Origin of the sequence: Agromyces sp. NPDC058110 (assembly GCF_042884735.1) — a bacterium.
Lineage (GTDB): Bacteria > Actinomycetota > Actinomycetes > Actinomycetales > Microbacteriaceae > Agromyces.
Window position 1 is genome coordinate 150,396 of sequence record NZ_JBHVTI010000007.1, and the last position, 14,424, is coordinate 164,819.

Consider the following 14,424-nt stretch of genomic DNA (forward strand, 5'->3'; position numbering starts at 1 on the left):
TCAGTCCTCCGTAGGGTCGGTGGTGCTCGGGGTCTCGTGCCCGGCCGCGAGCCGGGTCATGTCGTCGGTGACGGCGCGCGATGCGGCTCGGCGCTCGGCGACGAGCCCGGCGGCCATGCGCGCGAGCTCGGCGTCGGTGCGGCGGTCGAGGCCGGCCACCGCGTCGAGCGGGATGCCCATGAAGAGGGCCTTCAGCACGCCGTGCCGCCAGGCGTGCTGGTCGAGGTGCGCGGCCGGGAACGGGCCGAGCGCGGCCGCGACGAGGCGTGGGTCGTTGCTGCGCAGCGCCTCGGCGACGAGGCGCAGGCCGGTCGAGATCACGGGGTCGAGGCTCGCGGATGTCTCGGACTGCGCGCCCGCGGCATCCGAACCGTCGGTGGCGATCGCCCCGTTCGACTGCGCCCCGTTCAGGCCGCGCAGCACCCCGCGTTGCTCGGCGTCGTCGCCGAACCGGTACAGGTCGGCGAGCTCAGCGGCCGCAGCCTCGGCCGGGAGTGCCCCGAGCAGTGCGACGACGAGCGCCTCCCGCGCGGCGTCGTCGGAGGTTCCGCCGACGAGGCCGAGCGGGTCGGAGTCGGGCGAGAGGGGCGAGCGCCCGACCTCCCGGCCCGCGGCGGGGAAGAGCTCGGCGATCCGGTCGGGCTCAGCGGCGACGAGTCGCACGGCCTCCGTGGTCCAGGGGTGGTTCATCGTGCCTCCCAGGCGTGTTCGAGCGCGGTCATCGATCTGGCGGCGACGCCGGGGGCGTCGTGGGCGTGGCGGGGGAGCTCGACGGCGGCGAGCCCGCGGTAGTCGAGCTCGTCGAGGGTGCGCAGGGCCGAGGCGAGGTCGAGCGAGCCGTGCCCGAACTCGAGGTGCTCGTGCGCGGCGGGCAGCATGTCGTCGACCTGCACGTTCCGCAGCAGCGGGCCGGCCGCGCGCAGGGCGCCGACGACGCCGTCGGGCTCCACGACCACGCAGTGCCCGAGATCGACGGTCAGGCCGAGCGCGTCGGGATCGTCGAGATCCGCCCGGAGGGCCAGCGCGTCGGCGACGGTCTCGACGAGCATGCCCGGTTCGGGCTCGAAGGCGAGCGGCACGCCCGCGTCGGCGGCGCGGTCGACGAGCCCGTCGAGGCGGAGCCGCAGCCGGTCGTGCGCCTCATCGGCCTCGACGTCCTCGGGCAGCACGCCCGACCACAGCGACACGCAGTCGGCACCGAGGATCGCGCCCAGGTCGATCGCGCGGCGCAGGAACAGCTCGCGCAGGCTCGCGTCGTCGTCGAGCAGGTTCGGCCGGTGCTTGCGGAACGGGTCGAGCAGGTAGCGCGTGCCGGTCTCGACGACGACGCGCCAGCCCAGGTCGTCGAGGCGGCGCCGCAGCCGCGCCGCGGTGCGGTCCGCATCGCTCGCGAACGGGTCGAGGTGCGGGTGCCCGAGCGTCAGCGCGATGCCGCGGTACCCGAGCGCGTCGAGCACCGTGATCGCGTCGTCGAGCGGATGGTCGGTGAACCCGTTCGTGCCGTAGCCGACGGCGAAGCGTGCGCCCGCGAGCCCGGACGCGACAGCGGGGTCGAGGCCGGTCGTCGTGCCGTTCACGTGATGTCTCCTCGCCGGCCGCGCCGCGCACGGAGCCGGATCGTCGCGTGCACCGCCATCAGCCCGGCCGCGACCGAGAGGCCCCCAGCGCGGGCCACGAGCGCCGCCTGCAGGGGCACGACCGATCCGATGCCCGCGCGGGTCGCGTCGCGCACCCGCCCCGGTGTCGGCTTCTCGAGCGCGGCGAACTGGCCGGGCAGCGCGGCCAACAGGTAGGCGGCCGAGCCGAGGGCTCCGCCGATGCGGGCGGCCGCGCCCTGCGGGTTGCGCCCGCCCGACGCTCCCGTCGTCGAGGTGCGCGGTCCGCGGCCGGACGCCAGGGTGCCAGCAGCCGAGGGCGCCGGGCCCGTGACGGCGTCGACCGCGGCGGCGGCCGCACCGGTCGCGACGAGCGCGAGCCCGGCATCGGCCCCGGTGCCGCCGTGCACCTCGCCCCGCGAGAGCGCCGTGACCCCGAGCGTGTGCACCGCGATCGCGAGCGCTGCGGGCAGTGCGCGCGGCGACCCGCCGGCGCCCAGCAGCACGTCGAGCCCCCGGCATGCGGCCATCGCGACGGGGCCCGCCGCCGTGGGCTTGGCGACCACGTCGTAGGCGACGACGGATGCCACGAGCGGCACGGCGACCGCGACGCCGCGGCGTCCGCCGCCGGCCGCGGCCAGCACGAGCCCGATCGCGCCGAGGCCCGCGGCGACCATGAGCGCGCGACGTGGGCTCACCCGGCCCGACGGGATCGGCCGCTCGGGCCGCTCGACCGCGTCGACGTCCCGGTCGGCCCAGTCGTTCAGGGCCATGCCGCCGCTGTAGATCGCGACCGAGGCGAGCGGCAGCACCCAGCCGCGACGGCCGAAGCCGCCGTTCGCCGCCTGGGCGCCGACGGCGGTGTCGCCGAGCACCGTGAGCGCCGCCGGAGCCCGCACGAGCTCGATCAGGTCGGAGGTCGTCGTCACCGCACGGCGCCGATCGGCACGGGGTCGGTGGTCGCCTCGGGTCCGGCGGCGTCCGCGGGCCGTGCCGCGGGCTGCGCCGCGAGCTGTTCGCCGAGGTCGGACGACCACGAGCGCAGGGCCGCCACCTGGTCGGCGAAGGCGTGCACCTCGCTCCCCCACGGGTCCTTGAAGAAGCAGCCGAGCGCCGGCACGACGCCGCGCACGTCGGCCGCGCCCGCCAGCGACAGCAGTCGCGCGAGGTCGATCACGAGCGGGGCGGCGAGCATCGAGTCGTACGCCGTCCACGTGGTCTGCAGCGTGATGCGGCTCGACAGGAAGCCCTCGGCGTGCACGTGGTCCCAGGCCGTCTTCACGTCGCCGAGGTCGGGCACGTTGTCGATGTGCAGCGGCGCGACGACGTGATCGCCGACGAGGCTTTGCAGCCCGCGGGTCTTCGACGCGAGCTTGCTGCGCACGGCCTCTGGGTCGGCGAGCGTCTGCCCGTCGCCGCCGCCCAGCAGGTTCGCGCCGGCCCACGAGAGCACGCGCATGCCCCGCTCGACGAACATGGGCGCGAGCACGGTGCGCAGCAGGGTCTCACCGGTCTTGCCGTCTTGGCCGGCGAACGCGATGCGCGACCCGGCGATCTCGCGGAGGGCCGGCAGGGCGAGCCCGGCCGAGGGCGTGAAGCAGGCGTAGGCCGCCCCGGCCTCGACGGCCGCCAGCGCGGCGAGGGAGCTCGCGGGCAGCACCGCCTGCTCGGGATCGGCGAGCGCTGCGGCCAGGAGTTCGGCGTCGTGGAACTCGGGTCGGTCCGCCGGAAGGGGCTCGGTCGACGAGACGTCGATCACCGTGACGTGGGCGAGCCCGTGGCGCTCGCGGAATGCGGCGATGTCCGACGCGATCCGGGCGATCACGTCGGCCTGGCCCGCGTCGGGGGCAGCGGTGGGCGCCGGCCGGATCTCGGCATCGGTCGCGTCGAGCTCGGCCCGCACCGCGGCCACGATCGCGCCGGGGATCATGCCGGTCGCGGCGAGCTGCTCGGCCCGGTGACCGAGCGGCACGGTGCTCACGTCGTGCCCGCCGATGACGATCTCGTCGAAGCCGGGCAGGGGCACGTCGTCGAAGCCGGGACCGGCCGTCGTGCAGCCGGTTGGCGGCGCGACGTGCGCGGCGAGGGCGTGCACGCCGACCGCGACCGTCGTGGCGACCGAGCCGCGGGCGCCGATCAGCCAGAGCCCCACGCGCCCGCGATCCCAGGCGGCAGCCATGGGTGCGGAACGACCCTCGGCGGTGTCGTGCTGGATGGGAGTGTGCTCCACGTCGGTCTCCTTCGATCGATGGTCGTGCGGGTGTTGCGGTCGTGCGGTGCGGTCGGTGCGCGCGAGGCTGGCGGGCAGTCGGGGTTCAGCTCGCCCGGTGCCTGAGCGCCCCGGCGAGATGCGCGAGGTACTCGGCGAGTGCGCCGGGCAGTTCGGCGCGGGCCGAGCGGATGCCGTGGTCGAGGTGCTCGTCGACGAGGTCGTGCACGGCCGCCCGCGCGCCGGTGGCGGTGACGATCGCACGGATGCGCGCGGCATCCTCGTCGGTGACGTCGGGCGCGCCGAGGCGCTGCGCGACGTGCGCCCGGTCGGCTGCATCGGCGCGCTCGAGGGCGATGCGGATGTGCTCGGTGCGCTTGCCGTCGCGCACGTCGGACAGGCTCGACTTGCCGGTGGTGCCCGGGTCGCCGTACAGGCCCAGGTCGTCGTCGCCGAGCTGGTACGCGATGCCGAGCGCGGTCCCGACGCGTTCGATGGCGTCGAGGGCCGCCGGTCCGTCGGCTCCGGCGGCGATGGCGCCCAGCCGGAGCGGAAGGGTCACGCTGTACGAGGCCGTCTTGAGCCGGGCGACGTCGAGCGGCCTGCTGCGCTCGGGCGGCAGGGTCTCGCTGCGCACGTCGAGCAGCTCGCCGGCGATGGCCTGCTCGATCGCGTCGAGCGCCGCGGTCGCCAGGCGCAGGCGCACGTGCTCGGCGGCGGGTGCGGTCAGCAGGGCGAGCACGGCCGCGTTGAGCGCGAGGTCGCCCGAAAGGATGCCGGATGCCTCGCCCTGGCGGTTCGCCGCGGCGGCGTCGAGGCCGGTGCCACGGGCATGCGCCTCGGCCCGGCCGATCACGTTGGGGCGGCCGTGGCGCACGCGGTCGCCGTCGATGACGTCGTCGTGCGCGCACAGGCCGAGGTGCACGAGCTGCACCGCGCCCGCGACCTGCCGGAGGAGGCCTCGATCGGTGCCCCCGAACGCGAGGAAGGCGGCGGCGACGAGTCGGGGCCGCAGGTACTTGCCGCCGTCCGCGGCACGCGAGGCGGCGACGAGGTCGGTCATCTCGGGGCCGGCGTCGGCGGTGCGGAGGCCGACCTCGATCCAGATCGAGGCGGCGAGCGACGCCGGCTCGCCGAGCACGTCGTCGATGCGCACGGCGAGGTCTTCGGCGAGCCCCTGCTCGGCGGCAGCGGTGACCGGTGCGGGGAGCATGCAGACCTCCGTCATCGTCGACTGGGTGGTGCGGTCACCGGCGGATGCCGGCTCGGATCGAGCCGTCGAGGGAGAGGTGAATCACGCTCGGTTTCGCCGACATCCGACCTGATGTGAAGGCTAACTCGATCAAAGTTACAAAGTCAATGAACGAGATTTGCATGTGCGACATGCAAAAGTGACGGATGCCGAGGCGCGCCGCTCCGGCGCCGATCGCCCGCCGCGAGCCGCGCCAGACTGGTGCCGTGCCCGTCGTCGACAACGCCATCTACCGGGACGGCCTGCGGGTCGCCACCCCGGACTCGCTCGAGGAGACCTTCGAGACCCGCGAGCGGCACGGGGGCTTCGCCTGGATCGGCCTGTACCGGCCGACCGGCGCCGAACTCGATGCGCTCGCGGCCGAGTTCGGGCTGCATCCGCTGGCCGTCGAGGACACCCGCAAGGGCCATCAGCGCGCGAAGCTCGAGCGCTACGGCGACACGCTGTTCGTGGTGCTGAGGCCCGCCAGGTACCTCGACGACGTCGAGCAGGTCGAGTTCGGCGAGCTGCACGTGTTCATCGGGCCCGACTTCGCCATCACGATCCGGCACGCGGAGGCGCCCGACCTCGCGAAGGTGCGCCGACGGCTCGAATCCTCGCCCGAGCTGCTCGCGAAGGGGCCGGAGGCCGTGCTGTACGCGGTGCTCGACGAGGCGGTCGACGAGTACGCGCCGGTCGACTCCGGTCTCGAGAACGACATCGACGAGATCGAGGAGCAGCTCTTCTCCGGCGACCCGGAGGTCACGAGGCGCATCTACGACCTCGCGAGCGAGGTCATGGAGTTCCAGCGCGCGACCAAGCCGCTCATCGGCATGTTCGACGCGCTCGAGCGGGGGTTCGAGAAGTACGGCATCGACCTCGAGCTGCAGCGGTACCTGCGTGACGTGAAGGACCACGTGATCCGCATCGTCGAGCGCGGCGACACCTTCCGCCAACTGCTGCAGAACGCGCTCCAGGTGCACTCCACGCTCGTCGCGCAACGTCAGAACGAGGAGACGAAGACGCTCTCCGAGGCCGCGGTCGCCCAGAGCGAGCAGGCCAAGAAGGTCTCGAGCTGGGCGGCCATCATCTTCGCGCCGACCCTCGTGGCGGGCATCTACGGCATGAACTTCGTGCACATGCCCGAGCTCGACGAGCCGTGGGGATACCCGTTCGCGCTGGCGGCCATGATCGCCTTCGCCGGCGTGCTCTACGGGCTCTTCAAGCGCAAGGGCTGGCTGTAGGGACGGCTGTGCTCTTAGAACGGATGCCGCGGGCGGCCGCCGCGCGAGGGTGCCGCCGCGTCAGCGCGGCTCGCCCGACGGCAGGCCGAGTGCGGGCAGGATCACGCCGTCGATGATCGAGAGCAGGAACTCGCGGTCGACGGGCTTGCGCAGCAGCATGAGCCGGTACGAGGCCATCGAGGCGCTCACGACCGACAGGGTCTCGAGGTCGTGCTCGCCCGTGATCTCGCCGCGATCGACCGCCCGCTGGAACAGCGCGCGGTTGAGGTTCGCCCGGGGGGCGACGAGCGTCGCATAGGCCGCGTCGGCCAGCTCGGGCGAACGCGAGAGCATCGAGGCGAGGCCGGCCATGATCTGCAGCTTCTTCTCGGCCTCGGCGATCGACCGCGGCTTGATGAGGGCGACGAGGTCGCCGCGGAGCGTGCCGGTGTCGGGCAGCGGCGCCCCGAGATCGCCCTGCTTCATGCACGCGACGGCGTCGAGCACGAGTTCGGCCTTCGAGGGCCAGCGCCGGTAGAGCGTCGCCTTGCCGGCCTTCGCCCTGGCCGCGACCATCTCGACGGTCATGCCGTCGTAGCCGGTCTCGGCGAGCACCTCGAGCGCGGCGTCGAGGATCTCGGGGTCGCGCGAGTGATCGCGCTTCCGGCCGAGGCGCGGGGCGGATGCCTCGGCGGCGCCGCCGGCCTGGGCGGGGAGGTCGAGCTGCGTCATTGCGGCTATCCCATCTCGAGCTTCGTGGTCGTGCGGCGTCGAACCGCCGTACGGGACCAGCATAGTTCAGGAACTGTTCATATCCGAAACTTCAAGGTTCCGGAACGCTGGCGTTCCGTATATAGTCTCCGTCATGACCAACGCATCCCCGCCCTCGACGGCCGCGGCGACCGCCGCGACCACGGCCCCGTCGGCTCCCGCGCACTCGTCCCGACGCTGGTGGACCCTCACCGTCGTGGGGCTCGCCCAGCTGATGGTGGTCCTCGACTCCACGGTCGTGAACATCGCCCTTCCGGCGGCGCAGGCCGACCTCGGGTTCACCGACGGACAGCGCCAGTGGATCATCACCGCGTACTCGCTCGCCTTCGGCAGCCTCCTGCTGCTCGGCGGCCGCCTCTCCGACCTCATCGGTCGCAAGCGCACGTTCATCATCGGGCTCGTCGGCTTCGCCGCGGCATCCGCACTGGGCGGCGCGGCGGGCACGTTCGAACTGCTCGTCGGCGCGCGTGCCCTGCAGGGTGCCTTCGGGGCGCTGCTCGCCCCGACCGCGCTCGCCGTGCTCACGACGACCTTCGTGATCCCGAAGGAGCGCGCCCGCGCGTTCGGCGTGTTCGGCGCGATCGCGGGTGCCGGCGGCGCGGTCGGCCTGCTGCTCGGCGGCGTGCTCACCGAGAACTTCGACTGGCGCTGGAACCTCTACATCAACGTCGTCATCGCCGCCGTCGCGATCGTCGGAGCCATCGTGTTCGTCACGAACGCCAAGCGCGTCGGAACGCGCCCGAAGCTCGACATCCCCGGAACCCTGCTCGTCTCCGCAGCCCTCTTCTCCCTCGTCTACGGCTTCTCGAACGCCGAGTCCGAGGGGTGGGACTCGCCGCTGACCTGGGGCTTGCTCGCGGCATCCGGGGTCCTGCTGATCGCCTTCGTGCTCTGGCAGCGCCGAGCGAGCCACCCGCTGTTGCCGCTGTCGATCGTGCTCGACCGCAACCGCGGCGCGGCGTACGCGTCGGTGCTCATCGCCGGCGCGGGCATGTTCGGCATCTTCCTGTTCGTCACGTACTACCTGCAGGCCTCGCTGGGGTACTCGCCCATCCAGACCGGCCTCGCGTTCCTGCCGATGATCGCCATGCTCGTGCTCGCGGCCCAGCTCTCGACGAACCTGTTCGTGCCGCGCTTCGGGCCGAAGGTCATGGTGCCGTTCGGCATGCTGCTCGGCGCGACCGGCATGGTCTCCCTGACCCACCTCGGCCTCGACAGCACCTATGCGGCCGACGTGCTGCCGCCGCTGCTCATCCTCGGATTCGCGATGGGGTCGATCATGCCGGCCTCGATGCAGACGGCGACGCTCGGCGTCGACCGTCGGTTCGCGGGCGTCGCCTCGGCGATGGTGAACACGAGCCAGCAGGTCGGCGGGTCGATCGGCACGGCCCTGCTGAACACGCTCGCCGCGACGGCCGCGACCGACTACCTCGCGGCGCACACGCCTCCGACGGCGCAGATCGCAGCCGAGGCGGCCGTGCACAGCTACGCGGTCGCGTACTGGTGGGGCGCCGGGTTCTTCGCCTTCGGCGCGGTGCTCGCGGCCCTGCTGTTCCGCCGTCGCGGGCACGGCCTGTCGCTCTCGCACACGGCTCAGCCGACGGATGCCGCGACCGCCGTCGAACCGGCCGTCATGGCCTGAGCCACGACGACGCCCTGCGACGCGCCACGGCCGACGCCCTGCGCGACCGGGATCGGGTGTTCATCCGATCCCGGTTGCGTGTTCGCCGCCCGACGCGCACCATGAACGCATGACGACCGATGCCTCGAGATCCGGGCGCGCCCGGTTCACGGGCGTGGAGATCGTCGGGGCTGCGATCATCAGCCTCGCGGCGATCGGCCTGGTCGTCTCGGTCGTGATCTACACCTCCGGTGCCGAGGCCGCGTTCTTCGGGCTGCTCGGGGCGTTCTTCCTCGGCATCACCGGATTCGGCGTGCTGGTCGCCGGACGCGAGGCGAGACGCCGGCGCGACGAGCGGGCGGCGGTCGCGCGCGGCGCGATCGAACGGGAGTCGCCGCAGCGCCCGACTCGACGGCCGGGCCTCTAGCCGCGGCATCCGATCGCGGTTACCGTTGGGCCATGACTGAGATCACCGACGATCTGCCCGCCCGTCTGCTGCACGAGGAGCACGCCGGATGGAAGGCGATCCTCGACGGTCGCGGCGGCGAGCACTACCAGCGGGCGATGACCCGTGATGCGCTGATGGTGGTCGAGGGGGCCACGCTCGGTCGCGACGAGATCCTCGCGCGGTTCCGCGCCACCCCGCCGTGGGAGTCCTACGAACTGCACGAGCCCGCCGTGATCCGCCTCGGCGAGCGCGCCGGCATGGTCGTGTACCGCGCGGTCGCGAAGCGCGGCGACGACGTCGCGAACCTCCGCATGTCGACCACCTACCTCTACGACGACGGCGCCTGGCACGTGGCGGCGCACCAGCAGACGCCCGCGTAGCCCGGTTCGACGCACGACGAGCGCGAGACGAGGGGCGGATGCCGCGGCATCCGCCCCTCGTGTCGTACGCCCGGCGCGGCCCGAGCCAGGCCTCAGCCGATCAGGCTCGGCTGCAGGTCGCGCAGCGTGCGGAAGTGCGTCATGCGGGTCACGCCGATCGCGGCGAGCACGAGCGCGCCCAGCATCCAGATGAGCAGCACGACCGCGTCGGACGCCGCCCGGCCGAGGTCGCCGCCGTACATGGACTGGCGCATCATGTCGACGACGTAGCCCATGGGCAGCACGTGGTGCAGCGCGGCGAGCGGTGCGGGCAGTGTCTGCCACGGGAACGTGCCGCCTGCGGTCACGAGCTGCAGCACCATGAGCACGAGCCCGAGGAACTGGCCGACCGAGCCGAGCCACACGTTCAGCGCGAGGATGATCGCCGCATAGGTCGCCGACGCGAGCACCATGACCCCGAGCGTGCCGAGCGGATGCGTCATCGGGAACCCGAGGGTCACCGCGAGCACGGTGAACAGCCCGATCATCTGCACGGCGCCGAGGATGCCCGGCGTCAGCCATCCGGCGAGCGTGACGCGGATCGGCGAGTGCAGGGCCGTGACCGCGCGCCGCGAGATCGGCTTCACGATGAGGAAGAGCGCGTAGATGCCGATCCACCCGGCGAGCGCCGCGAAGAACGGGGCGAGGCCCGCACCGTAGTTGCCGGCCTCGGTGAGCGCGTCGGTCTCGAGCGAGACGGGGTCGGCGATGGTCTTCGCCTGCGCGTCGCGCGTGGCCTGGTCGGAGTCGGGGATCTGCGCGGCGCCGTCGGCCAGGCCGGACTGCAGGGTCTCGCCGCCGTCCTCGAGCTGTCCGAGGCCGTCGCCGAGGGTGCCGATGCCGTCCCGGAGGGTGGCGGCGCCGGAGGCCGCGGCGGCAGCTCCGGAGGCCGCGGCATCCGCTCCGTCGGCGGCGGTCGCCGCGCCGGCGGCGAGGTCCGCACTGCCGCTCGCGACCTGCGCGGCCCCGTCGGCCAGCTGGTCGATCTGCCCGACGACCTCCTGCACGCGGTCGTTGCCCGCCGCGATGTCATCGGCCAGCGGGTCGAGGCGCGCGAGCACCTCGTCGATGGTCGCCTGATCGACGCCGGCGGCCGCGAGCCGCGCCTGGATGTCGGCGCGGGCCTGCGGCACGGCGGCCGCGGCGTCGCCGACGACGGTGCCGACGCGATCGGCCGAGGCCGCGAGCTGCGCGTTGCCGTCGGCCACCTGCTGCGCGCCGTCGGCGAGCGCTGCACTGCCGTCGGCGAGTTGCCGGGTGCCGGCGGCGAGCTGCTGCGTGCCGGTCGCGAGCGCGGCGTTGCCGTCGGCGAGCTGCGATGCGCCGGTGCCGAGCTGCGATGCGCCGTCGATCGCGGTCGCGGTGCCGTCGACCAACTGCTGCGCGCCGTCGGCGGCCTCGACGAGCTTGCCGCGGATCGTCGAGATCGAGTCGAGCAGCAGCGAGGCCGCCTCGCGCCCGACCTGCTCCGCGACGGTCGTGCGGATGGTCTTCACCGCCTGCTCGCCGATCGTGCCGGCGAGGTAGCTGTTCGCGTCGCTCGTCTCGAGCACGATCTCTGCCTGTCGCGGCTCGTCGGTCTGGATCGACGCGAGCGCGTCGCTGAAGTCGGCGGGAAGCGTGATGACGAAGTCGTAGGTGGAGTCGGCGAGGCCGTCGGCCGCCTGCTCGGCGGAGACCTCGTGCCAGTCGAACGTGCCGTCGGCGATGAGCTCCTCGGCGACCTCGTCGCCCACGTTCCGCGCCGGCGCGTCGTCGGTCGCGGCGGTGCCTTCGTCGGCGACCACGAGTGCCACGGGCACCTCGTTCAGCTTCGCGTACGGGTCCTGGTTGGCCCAGAGGTACAGGCCGCCGTAGAGCACGGGCACCGCGACGAGCGCGATGAGCGCGATCACCGACATGCGCGTCGAGAACAGGCGCCGGAACTCGGCGGCGATCATCTGCGGGATCTTCACGCCAGGCCCCCTTCGGCGATCACGTCGTGCTCGGCCGCCTCGTCGGGTTCGTCGCCCTGCATGCGCGCGAGCATGGTGTCGGCCGCGAGTGCGGCGGCCGACGCGTCGCCCGCGATCACGAGCACGGCGAAGCCGCGGTCGGCCAGCGAGCGGGCCTGGTTCCACCACCCGACCGGGTCGCCTCCGTGGCGGTCGGGGGCGACGATCACGAGCCCTTCGATGCCGTCGCGGAGGATCGCGAGCTCGGTCAGCAGGTGCAGCCGCTCGTGCGGGTCGACGTTCGAGATCGGGATGCGTGCGACATCCGTGAGCCCGAGGTCCGCGAGCCAGTTCGCGACCGCGATCGGGTTCGACGGGATGCCGGCGAACATGAGCTCCTCGGCCGCGACGCCGGCCACGGTGATGTCGGGCGCAGGGTCGCTGACGCCGGGTGCGTCGACGAGGGCGATCCGCCGGCGGATCGCGGCGGCATCCGTTCGGCCGTCGATGGTGACGGTGCCCGAGTCGGGGCGCATGCGGCCCGCGGCGATGAGGCCGAGCACGGTGGGCCGCTGCTCGGTCTCGGCGCGGGCGAGGGTGGCCTGGCCCGACTCGTAGGCGATGGTCGTGTTCGGCAGCGCGTGGGCGCGCCGGCCCTTGGCGACGGCGCGCAGTTCGATCCTCATGCGGAGGCCTCCATGGTGAGTTCGGGTGCCGAGGCGATGAGCGCGCCGGCCTCGCGCCAGCTCAGCCCGGCCGTGCCGAGCACCGACGCCATGACGAGCCGGTGGCCCTCCGCGTCGGTGAGCGGTGCGACGGAGGCCTCGAGCAGCACGGCGATGGCCGATCGCTCGATGAGCCTCGAGAGCGTCGCGGGCGGCATGTCGGGTCGGAAGCCGCCGTCGGCGATGCCGCGGGCGACGATCGCGTCGAGGCGTTCGCGCACGGGCGCGAGCGCCCCGGCGACCTGCTCGACGTGGGGTTCACGCACGGCCATCGCGGCGAGGAGGCGCACGTGGCCGATGGCGTGCCAGAGCCTCGCGCCGAGCATCGCGAGCGCGGTCGGGGCGTCGTGGTGGTCGGTCTCGGTCGCGACCAGGTTGAGCCGGGTCGCGCCGGAGGCGATGAGCGCGGCGACCAGTTCGTCGCGGCCTGCGAAGTGCCCGTAGAGGGCGCGTCGCGTGAGGCCCGCGGCGGCCGCGATGGCCTCGAGCGGGGCGTCGGGGTTCTCGCCGAGGGCTGCGGCTGCGGCGGTCAGCAGGGCTTGGCGGTTCGCCGCGGCATCCCGACGGGGTGCGCGGCGGACCTCGTCGGTGATGGTCGGCATCCCCTCATCGTACGAAACTGCACACCGATGTGCAAGTTAGGGTGCTGACTACTGCAGCGCCGAGGTGAGCCGTGCGACTCCGTCGAAGAACGTGCGCGACAGCGGCTCGCGGTTCCACTCCTCGAGCGTGAGCTCGCGGCCGGCGTCGCGGTACCCCTGCTCGACCTCGCGCATGTCGGCGACGAACGACGCGCCCCGCACCAGCAGCGAGATCTCGAAGTTCAGGTTGAACGAGCGGATGTCCATGTTGCTCGACCCGATCACCGCGACGTCGTCGTCGATCGAGAGGTGCTTCGCGTGCAGGATGTACGGCGCCGGATACAGCCAGATGCGCACCCCGGCCCGCAGCAGGGCGCCGTAGTACGAGCGCTGGGCGTGCCACACCGAACCCTGGTCGCCGAGCTCCGACACGAACAGCTGCACGTCGAGCCCGCGCAGCTTCGCCGACGTGATCGCGTAGACCATCGCCTCGTCGGGCACGAAGTAGGGGCTCGTGATGATCACGCGCTCCTGCGCGGAGGCGACGAGCGAGAGGAACAGGCGCAGGTTGTTCTCGTCGGCGTAGGCCGGCCCGCTCGGCACCACCTGGCACACCAGCGGGGCGGATGCCGCGGCCCCGCCGTCATCGCCCGTCGTCGCCGCGGCGGGCGCCGTCGCCGAGGTCGCGGGTGCCGGGCGTTCGGGCGCCACGCTCGCCTCGTCGAGCAGTTCGTCGGTCTCGGCGTACCAGTCGGAGCGGAACACCGCGTCGACCGACCGCACGACCGGGCCGGTGAGGCGCACCACGAGCTCCTGCCACATGAGCCCGCGCTTGACGTTCTTGGGGGAGTCGTAGTCGCGCGAGATGAGGTTCTGCGAGCCCGTGTAGGCGACTCGGCCGTCGACGACGACGAGCTTGCGGTGGTTGCGCAGGTCTGGGCGTTCGTAGTTGCCCTTGAACGGCTGGAACGGCAGCAGGAAGTGCCACTGCACGCCGATGCGGTCGAGCTCGGCGAACGTGGCCTCGTGCACGCTCACCCGTCGCGACGCCACGTGGTCGAGGAGCAGGCGCACGGTCACGCCGCGCGCGACCGCGCGTTCCATCGCCGCGAAGAACTCCTTCGTCGTCTCGTCGAAGGCCACGATGTAGAACTCGACGTGCACGTAGCGCTCGGCCGTGTCGAGGTCGGCCGTCATGCGCGCGATCGACTCCGCGTAGTCGCCGAGCAGCTCGGCGGACTCCCCCTCGAGGGCGGGCAGGGCGCCGAGTCTGCGGTTCTGCTCGACCGTCGTGCGGAACCAGGCCGGCCACGAGGCATCCGGTTCGAGTGCGAGCGCCGAGCCGCGCTGCTCGAGCGCGTGGTTGATCTGCACCTGCTTGTCGCGCCGCCGCTTCGAGAGCTTCACGTTGCCGATGAGCAGGAACAGCACGATGCCGACGAACGGGATGAGGAAGATCGCCAGCAGCCACGCCATGGCCGCCGTGGGCTTGCGGTCGCGCGGCACGATGATGAGCGCGGCGATGCGGATGCCGAGATCGACGAGCCAGAGGAGCAGGCCGATCAGCGCCGCGAGCTCGGTGCTCATCGTGCGGCCCGCTGCGCGGGCGGGACGGAAGCGGACATCGTGGCTCCTCGAGGTCGAGCCGCTGCGCGGCGCGGACGATG

General features: G+C 73.1%; 14 protein-coding genes. 4 read left to right on the forward strand and 10 right to left on the reverse strand.

Features of this window, described 5'->3' with window-relative positions; translation table 11 throughout:
• The 5 genes from ACFVS8_RS17640 to ACFVS8_RS17660 all read right to left on the reverse strand — a co-directional run bounded on the left by ACFVS8_RS17640 (position 1) and on the right by ACFVS8_RS17660 (position 5,017).
• Positions 1–690, reverse strand: coding sequence for an EboA domain-containing protein (locus tag ACFVS8_RS17640; RefSeq protein WP_387065250.1), 690 nt, complete (start codon positions 688–690; stop codon positions 1–3).
• Positions 687–1,577 (reverse strand): sugar phosphate isomerase/epimerase family protein, encoded by an 891-nt coding sequence (locus ACFVS8_RS17645; RefSeq protein ID WP_387065253.1) that lies wholly within the window; start codon positions 1,575–1,577, stop codon positions 687–689. Before ACFVS8_RS17645 ends, ACFVS8_RS17640 begins: the two co-directional genes overlap by 4 nt.
• Complete coding sequence (locus ACFVS8_RS17650) at positions 1,574–2,524, reverse strand: SCO3242 family prenyltransferase (RefSeq protein ID WP_387065255.1); 951 nt, start codon at positions 2,522–2,524, stop codon at positions 1,574–1,576. The genes ACFVS8_RS17645 and ACFVS8_RS17650 overlap by 4 nt, the downstream gene beginning before the upstream one ends.
• Positions 2,521–3,825, reverse strand: coding sequence for an inositol-3-phosphate synthase (locus tag ACFVS8_RS17655; RefSeq protein ID WP_387065258.1), 1,305 nt, complete (start codon positions 3,823–3,825; stop codon positions 2,521–2,523). Before ACFVS8_RS17655 ends, ACFVS8_RS17650 begins: the two co-directional genes overlap by 4 nt.
• A gap of 85 nt (positions 3,826–3,910) precedes the next feature.
• Positions 3,911–5,017: a polyprenyl synthetase family protein gene (locus ACFVS8_RS17660; RefSeq protein WP_387065260.1), complete on the reverse strand. Its 1,107-nt coding sequence runs from the start codon at positions 5,015–5,017 to the stop codon at positions 3,911–3,913.
• A 245-nt stretch (positions 5,018–5,262) separates the two neighbouring features.
• On the opposite strand from ACFVS8_RS17660, the gene ACFVS8_RS17665 reads away from it, so the two are divergent.
• Entirely contained in the window at positions 5,263–6,279 is a 1,017-nt protein-coding gene (locus ACFVS8_RS17665) for a magnesium and cobalt transport protein CorA (protein ID WP_387065263.1), read from the forward strand.
• 60 nt (positions 6,280–6,339) lie between these two features.
• On the opposite strand, the gene ACFVS8_RS17670 is transcribed toward ACFVS8_RS17665, so the two are convergent.
• Positions 6,340–6,990, reverse strand: coding sequence for a TetR/AcrR family transcriptional regulator (locus tag ACFVS8_RS17670; RefSeq protein WP_387065266.1), 651 nt, complete (start codon positions 6,988–6,990; stop codon positions 6,340–6,342).
• A gap of 133 nt (positions 6,991–7,123) precedes the next feature.
• Here ACFVS8_RS17670 and ACFVS8_RS17675 point away from each other — a divergent pair, with 133 nt between their 5' ends.
• From ACFVS8_RS17675 to ACFVS8_RS17685, 3 genes are all read left to right on the forward strand, one after another.
• The gene (locus ACFVS8_RS17675) at positions 7,124–8,671 is read left to right on the forward strand and encodes a DHA2 family efflux MFS transporter permease subunit (RefSeq protein WP_387065269.1); all 1,548 of its coding nucleotides are present in this window, start codon (positions 7,124–7,126) and stop codon (positions 8,669–8,671) included.
• 109 nt (positions 8,672–8,780) lie between these two features.
• Positions 8,781–9,077, forward strand: a complete 297-nt coding sequence (locus ACFVS8_RS17680; RefSeq protein WP_387065272.1) for a hypothetical protein — start codon at positions 8,781–8,783, stop codon at positions 9,075–9,077.
• 32 nt (positions 9,078–9,109) lie between these two features.
• Positions 9,110–9,478 (forward strand): nuclear transport factor 2 family protein, encoded by a 369-nt coding sequence (locus tag ACFVS8_RS17685; RefSeq protein WP_387065274.1) that lies wholly within the window; start codon positions 9,110–9,112, stop codon positions 9,476–9,478.
• 92 nt (positions 9,479–9,570) lie between these two features.
• Here ACFVS8_RS17685 and ACFVS8_RS17690 read toward each other — a convergent pair whose 3' ends face one another.
• Genes ACFVS8_RS17690 through ACFVS8_RS17705 form a run of 4 tightly spaced genes read right to left on the reverse strand, consistent with a single transcriptional unit; the run spans position 9,571 to position 14,344 of the window.
• Complete coding sequence (locus ACFVS8_RS17690; RefSeq protein ID WP_387065277.1) at positions 9,571–11,472, reverse strand: YhgE/Pip family protein; 1,902 nt, start codon at positions 11,470–11,472, stop codon at positions 9,571–9,573.
• On the reverse strand, positions 11,469–12,137 hold the full coding sequence (locus ACFVS8_RS17695; RefSeq protein WP_387065279.1) for a hypothetical protein: 669 nt from the start codon (positions 12,135–12,137) through the stop codon (positions 11,469–11,471). The genes ACFVS8_RS17690 and ACFVS8_RS17695 overlap by 4 nt, the downstream gene beginning before the upstream one ends.
• Positions 12,134–12,778 carry a TetR/AcrR family transcriptional regulator gene (locus ACFVS8_RS17700; RefSeq protein WP_387065283.1) on the reverse strand — a complete coding sequence of 215 codons (645 nt, stop codon included), beginning with the start codon at positions 12,776–12,778 and terminating at the stop codon, positions 12,134–12,136. The genes ACFVS8_RS17695 and ACFVS8_RS17700 overlap by 4 nt, the downstream gene beginning before the upstream one ends.
• A gap of 48 nt (positions 12,779–12,826) precedes the next feature.
• Complete coding sequence (locus ACFVS8_RS17705; protein WP_387065285.1) at positions 12,827–14,344, reverse strand: phospholipase D-like domain-containing protein; 1,518 nt, start codon at positions 14,342–14,344, stop codon at positions 12,827–12,829.
• Between the last annotated feature and the right edge of the window lie 80 nt (positions 14,345–14,424).

Coding starts and splice junctions, on each gene's coding strand:
- ACFVS8_RS17640 (WP_387065250.1), bottom strand. CDS start 690: ATGAACCACCCCTGGACCACGGAGGCCGTGCGACTCGTCGCCGCTGAG.
- ACFVS8_RS17680 (WP_387065272.1), top strand. CDS start 8,781: ATGACGACCGATGCCTCGAGATCCGGGCGCGCCCGGTTCACGGGCGTG.
- ACFVS8_RS17675 (WP_387065269.1), top strand. CDS start 7,124: ATGACCAACGCATCCCCGCCCTCGACGGCCGCGGCGACCGCCGCGACC.
- ACFVS8_RS17695 (WP_387065279.1), bottom strand. CDS start 12,137: ATGAGGATCGAACTGCGCGCCGTCGCCAAGGGCCGGCGCGCCCACGCG.
- ACFVS8_RS17700 (WP_387065283.1), bottom strand. CDS start 12,778: ATGCCGACCATCACCGACGAGGTCCGCCGCGCACCCCGTCGGGATGCC.
- ACFVS8_RS17660 (WP_387065260.1), bottom strand. CDS start 5,017: ATGCTCCCCGCACCGGTCACCGCTGCCGCCGAGCAGGGGCTCGCCGAA.
- ACFVS8_RS17685 (WP_387065274.1), top strand. CDS start 9,110: ATGACTGAGATCACCGACGATCTGCCCGCCCGTCTGCTGCACGAGGAG.
- ACFVS8_RS17670 (WP_387065266.1), bottom strand. CDS start 6,990: ATGACGCAGCTCGACCTCCCCGCCCAGGCCGGCGGCGCCGCCGAGGCA.
- ACFVS8_RS17705 (WP_387065285.1), bottom strand. CDS start 14,344: ATGAGCACCGAGCTCGCGGCGCTGATCGGCCTGCTCCTCTGGCTCGTC.